At 47.6% G+C, this 5,873-nt stretch carries 4 protein-coding genes; 1 reads left to right on the forward strand and 3 read right to left on the reverse strand.

Annotated elements, in window-relative coordinates; genetic code table 11:
• Positions 1-309: 309 nt before the first annotated feature.
• The 3 genes from ACLUYS_RS09140 to ACLUYS_RS09150 form a co-directional block, all read right to left on the reverse strand.
• The gene (locus ACLUYS_RS09140; RefSeq protein WP_412659666.1) at positions 310-993 is read right to left on the reverse strand and encodes a DUF3267 domain-containing protein; all 684 of its coding nucleotides are present in this window, start codon (positions 991-993) and stop codon (positions 310-312) included.
• A gap of 186 nt (positions 994-1,179) precedes the next feature.
• The gene (locus tag ACLUYS_RS09145; RefSeq protein WP_288340090.1) at positions 1,180-2,079 is read right to left on the reverse strand and encodes an HAD hydrolase family protein; all 900 of its coding nucleotides are present in this window, start codon (positions 2,077-2,079) and stop codon (positions 1,180-1,182) included.
• A gap of 350 nt (positions 2,080-2,429) precedes the next feature.
• Positions 2,430-3,404, reverse strand: coding sequence for a diaminopimelate dehydrogenase (locus tag ACLUYS_RS09150; RefSeq protein ID WP_230267980.1), 975 nt, complete (start codon positions 3,402-3,404; stop codon positions 2,430-2,432).
• A gap of 505 nt (positions 3,405-3,909) precedes the next feature.
• Between ACLUYS_RS09150 and ACLUYS_RS09155 the strand changes: the two genes are divergently transcribed.
• Positions 3,910-5,873 (forward strand): SNF2-related protein (locus ACLUYS_RS09155; RefSeq protein WP_412659667.1); only part of this gene is annotated, 1,964 nt, incomplete at its 3' end.

The raw sequence follows: 5,873 nt of genomic DNA on the forward strand, positions 1-5,873 counted from the left end.
CGATCTGATCGAAGAGGATGAGCAGAAACGCGAGTTCCTGCTGAATTCAAACAATCTGACGGATCCGTCCTGGTAAATCGGATTTACGCAAATCTTCATTCTTTCAAAAAAAAGGAGAGTCTGTTTCTTCGGAAACGGGCTCTTTTTTTATCTGCTGCGCATGAACTGCGACAGAAATCAAAACGAGGTTCGGATTTCCCTCCAGACCATTTCGGAATGGAAAAATCCGAACCTCGTTCTTGTTTTTTTGGTTCACGGTGTTTGATTGGCGGGTTCGTAAATTCATACCATGCCTTTTATCAAGCCGCCTTAATGCTTTTCCTCTTCAATTGGCGCGTAGAAGATCTGGGTAGGACCGTCATCTTTCATAAGCAGACCTTTCTGGCGATAGTCAAAAAGGATCAGCCAGGTATCGTACAGATCGCCAATGCAGCCGCCAATGTGGGTCAGAAGCAGAAGCACAAAGACTGGCTGCATCCAGGCAACGATCGGGTGATAGCACAGGATTCCAAAGACAATGTCAAAGACCACAAACGGAGCGAGCAGAGCGGTCAGAGCAGTGGCTCGATTGACATAGACATTGGGAACGCCGCACCAGGCGATCATTCCATTAAAGCCAAAGCAGAGTTTCCTGCGTGTGGCTAAGGAATACACGATTCCGTGTGTCAGCTCGTGGAGAACGATGTAGACGACGTAAATGAGGCAGTACCAGAAAAAATCTCTGTTGAACTGTGCATAAGGCAGATCGTTCTTAAAGAAATAAATGATGTACCAGAGAAAGCCGGCAGCAGGCGGAATTGAACCAATGATATTGATCCAGAGCATCAGCCTTTGGTCCTTGAAATCGGTACGGCCGATTTCTTCATAGCCAGCGGGAATGCTGGACGTTTCTTTTTCCGCTGCTTCCGTCTTTGACTCTGCAGCTGCAGGAGGGGCAGGTGGTACATCGAGCTGTTTCTTCGAAGAAGAAACGCTGTCACTGTTTTCTTTCATAAACTACAATTTCCTTTTCTTAAACGTATTCGTTTGAAGCGGTTCCATTCCTTCTTTGATAAAAGCGTAATGCGGGGTGAAACGGAAAGCAAGGTGAAGAAAAAGGAAATTAATCCGGCATTCAGACACGCGCATCTGACCAATATCGCCCGGATCAGATGGAAGCGGAATGGAAGAATTATGGAATTATCTGGATTTGATCAGGCCAGCCGCTTCAAACGCTTTGTATAAGCCGTCGTTATCGATCGTATCGGTAATCCAGCTGGCCGCAGCCTTGGCTTCCTGTGTCCCGTTACCCATTGCAATGGCCAGATCCGCAGCTTCAAACATCGGAAGATCATTTGCGGAATCGCCAATCGCGATCGTAGTGAACTGTTTATGCAAAGCGTCCTGAATGGACTGAAACGCGGTGCCTTTGTTCAAATCTTTCATAGTAATTTCACCAGAGAGCAGATCCTTAAAATCCTGATTGCTGAAAAGCGTCAGAACCATACCGTTTTCCTGCAGGAAGGAATCAATCTCGCCAGGTTTAAGACCATGAACGGAAATCTTCATGACGTTTTCCCAGTCTTCATCGCGCATATCCTCGTAAAACGGGACGTGAAGATACCGGCTGGAAATGCCTTGTCTGGCAGCGAGCTGCTGGAGATAGTCTCTGGTGATCTGGTCCGAAAAACTGGAATCAGATCCTTCAATCATGATACCGCAGCCCGTTGTCTGCAGGCGATCAAAAAGCGCCTTTGCCTTATGGGAAGGCATGGGACGGTAGAAAATTCGCTTTCCATCCATCCAGATTTCTGTACCGGCGGAATAGACCTGACCGCTGGTCGGCACAGACTGAATGGACTGAATCGCACCGTCTTTGCTGCGGCCGGTATTGACGAAAATCAGATGACCGTTTTCTCTGGCTTCGCGAATTGCTTTTAATGCGGAATCGGGAATGATTTCATGCATCCAGAGCGTTCCGTCCAGATCCAGAAAGACGATCGCTTTCTGTTCCGGGCTGGTAAGAAACGGCTTCTTGCTCAGATCGATTTTTTCTTTGGAAACGGAATTAGTAAGGGGAGTATTCGGATTTGCGGTCATAAATTTTCTGCTTTCTTCCTTTCTGACAATCATTGAAATACGGATGTTCTGAAGAATCCTCATCGAAGAAAAGCCGGAATTCTGGCTGGTCATTCAGACTTCCTTCTGGTGTTTATACAGGATGGATTTTAACCCAACAGGATGGATTTTAACCCAGAGGATTTTTAATAAGGATAACAAATCCGCATACTTGATACGCTTATAAGAGCGCCGCAGAAATGGGACGGCTACCATTTCAAGAGAAAGGGACACTTTCAACAATTCGCTCAAGAACAGTCTTCTGGCTCGGTTAAACGCAAAAAACGAAAAATACCCCCTGTCCGCCAAAGACAGAGGGTGAGAATTAATGTTTAAAGAAGAGTGGAACGAAGTTCTTCGCCGGTTTTCCAGGAAAGGTAGCTTGCCGGGATGTCGAAGATTGTCTTCGCGCCGGTAAGACCTTCCTTGTTCATGCGGACAACTGCGCGCGCTACAGCGGTCAGAACAGAGGAGGTGAATTCCGGATTGGAATCCAGAGTGAGTGAGAATTCGATGAGATGCTTATTCTCACCGGTTGCTCCGCTGCGCAGAACGAATCCGCCATGGGGAAGCTTTGCATGATCGCGGTTCAGTTCTTCCTGAGAGATGAAGTATACCGTCGTATCGTAATCGCTGAAGTAGTTTGGCATCGTCTTGATTTCCTGTTCGATACGATCCGGATCGGCGCCTTCTTCGATGACGACATAACATTCGCGCGTATGTTTCTGACGGGTAGTGAGCTGAGGTCTTTCGTTTGCGCGAACGGCTTCGAGCGCTTCGCTGCGCGGTACAGTGTACTGTCTGGCATCCACGACCCCTTCGATGCCGCGGATCGCATCGGAATGGCCTTGCGATACGCCTTTGCCCCAGAAGGTGTACGTATCGCCGTCGGGAAGAATCGATTCAGAAAGCAGACGAACGAGAGAGAAGAGTCCTGGATCCCAGCCAATAGAAATGGCTGCGGTTTTGCCGCCTTCTTTTGCGGCCTGATCTACATTCGCAAAATGTTCTGGAATTCTGGCATGCGTATCGAACGAATCCACCACATTAAACAGTTTAGCCAGCTGCGGAGTCTGAACGGGAAGGTCCGAAGCCGAACCGCCGCAGAGAATCAGAACATCGATATCTTCTTTGAATTTTTCAAGATCGTCCATGGAGTAGACGGGCGTATTTGAAACGGGATGAACACTTTCGGGATTACGGCGGGTAAAGATGCCTGCCAGCTCAAGATCTGGTGCAGCCTGAATGGCTTTTTCTGTACCTTTTCCCAGATTGCCGTAACCGACAATACCAACACGAGTTGTCATGATGCAGTTCCTTTCACTGAATGACCGAATACGATCTGAAGATGCCTGTCTGGCGATCAGCCTTTCCTTTGTTCAAAGCAGCGGTTCAGGCAGATCGGATATGAAATTTCATGTCTTTGCCTGGATGCGATAGGGAGATCGATACAGCAGGTCCGATCCGGTCTCATTTTTTCTGTGTTTCATCATGCCTTTCTGAAACACCGCAATCAATTTCCGAAAATAAATTGAAATAATGTTTTTCTGCTTTCGTATGAAAACCGCTCTTTTTTTGACTGGGGGATCGCGATCGAAGAATTTCGAATAGTCCGTTAGCAGAGAAAGAGTACCTTGTCTTCCTTTTTACTGGAAAACGTGCGAAAATAAAGCATTGCGCAGGAGAGAATCCGATTTAAACAATGCAGAGATGAAACGATTCCGATCGAAATTCATAATCCGCAAACCGTTTTGGATTGGATGATTTGAAAGCTTGTGCCAGAGAAGAAAAGGGTGAGCGTACGATTCGGATATGCAGTATGAAGAAATGGATCTTTTTTATGATATGGATCCAGAGGAAGAGTCAGAAGAGGCATCTGCCCAGGAAGAGATTCCAGATCCTTCCGTACAAATTCCAGAAGGATCTGCAGGGGATGCGCTGATCGGCAGTCTTCGTGAAAATGGACGCGTCGATCTCAAATGGATGAGCAAAGCTTCCGGCCTGAGCATCGAAGAGCTGATTGGACGTCTTCGCGGCCACGGCATTTTCCAGGATCCCGATCATATGAAGATTTCGGAAGAATACGATCTCAGTGACGGCTGGGTACTGGCCGCAAGCTATCTGAACGGAAACCTCCGTCAGAAACGGATGCGTGCCGATGCTTATGAGAAACGCTGCCCGGGCTATTTTCAGGCCAATCTGGACGCGCTCGATCGCAAGCTGCCGCCCAGAATTGATATCGAACACATTCATATCACGCTGGGAGCCACCTGGATTCCAGAAGAAATGTATACCGATTTCGTTAAGGAACTTCTGGGCGTATTCATGGAAGGATCGGTAATTTATGAACCGACGCTCGGCTTATGGCGCGTTCAGTTCAAATCCGGAGAAGTATTTTCCGTACTGAACGAAATGGTCTACGGTACCATGGACATTTCCGCTTTGAAGATCATTGAACAGACGATGAATGCGCGAACGGTAAAAGTCTATGATCGAAAAGTCGTTTACGAAAAAGGCGACTTTGTTACGAAATCCTTTCTGAACAAGGAAAAGACGCAGGAAGCGCAGGAAAAGCAGCAGAAAATCATTGAAGCGTTTGTTGACTGGTGCAAATCCGATCTCCACCGTATGGAAGAGCTCGAAACGGCGTATAACGAAGAGTTTTCTTCGTATGGAACGACGGAATTTGACGGAACCTTTCTCGAATTCCCAGATCTGAACCCGGATATTCATCTGTATCCGCACCAGATCAACGCGATCGCGCGAATCCTTCTTTCGGATGAAAACGTACTGCTCGCCCATGAAGTCGGAACGGGAAAAACGTACGAAATGATTTGCGGCGCGCATGAACTGCATCGACTCGGTCTGGCCAAACGCATTCTGATTACAATGCCAAACCAGGTGTATCAGGAATTTCTGGATGCGCATGAACTTCTGTATCCAGAAGATGACATACTCGCTATCGGGCCAGCGGATTTCCGACCGAAAAACCGAGAAGAGACACTGGAAAAAATCCGGACATCGGATTTTACAGTGTGTTATATTCCGCATTCCATTTTTGACCGCATTAAAATGACGCCTTCTTACTGGGTGGAAATGCAGCAGGAGGAAATCCAGAAAGTCCGTCAGAGCTGGCTGAATACAAGAGGACCGATGCGTGCCAAACTGGAAAGCAAGCTCGAATCGATGACACGAACCCTCGAGCGCTACCGTGATAAGGTGAGCGAAAATCCCAATCCCGGACTGGGATTTGATGATCTGGATTTTGATGTTCTCTTTGTGGACGAAGTCCATAAATACAAAAACATCCCGCTCTTCTGCAAAGCCGATAATGTCGTCGGACTTCATTCCGAAGGGGCGGTCAAATGCAAGGAAATGGTCGAGAAATGCAAAACCGTCGACCGCATGATTTTTTCGACCGGCACGCCTCTGACCAACTCGCTGGCGGATCTGTTCGTTTTGCAAAACTATCTCCAGCCTGATGCGCTTGAAGATCTGCAGATTTCCAGCTTCGACCAGTGGATCAATACATTTGCGCAGCGTGAGACTAACTTTGAAGTTGATGTGGATGCATCTTCGCTGCGACCAGTGACGCGCTTTTCCACGTTCCACAATTTACCGGAACTCATGTCGCTCTTTTCGACCATCTGCGACTTCCATTACGCGGACGCCCATGAAGATCTTCTTCCGGCATTTAGCGGCTATACCGATATTCAGGTCAAAAAGACGTCTTCTCAGGAAGCGTATCTGGATGTACTGGCAGATCGTACCGAACA

Origin of the sequence: Allobaculum sp., from assembly GCF_047010065.1 — a bacterium.
GTDB lineage: Bacteria > Bacillota_I > Bacilli_A > Erysipelotrichales > Erysipelotrichaceae > Allobaculum > Allobaculum fili.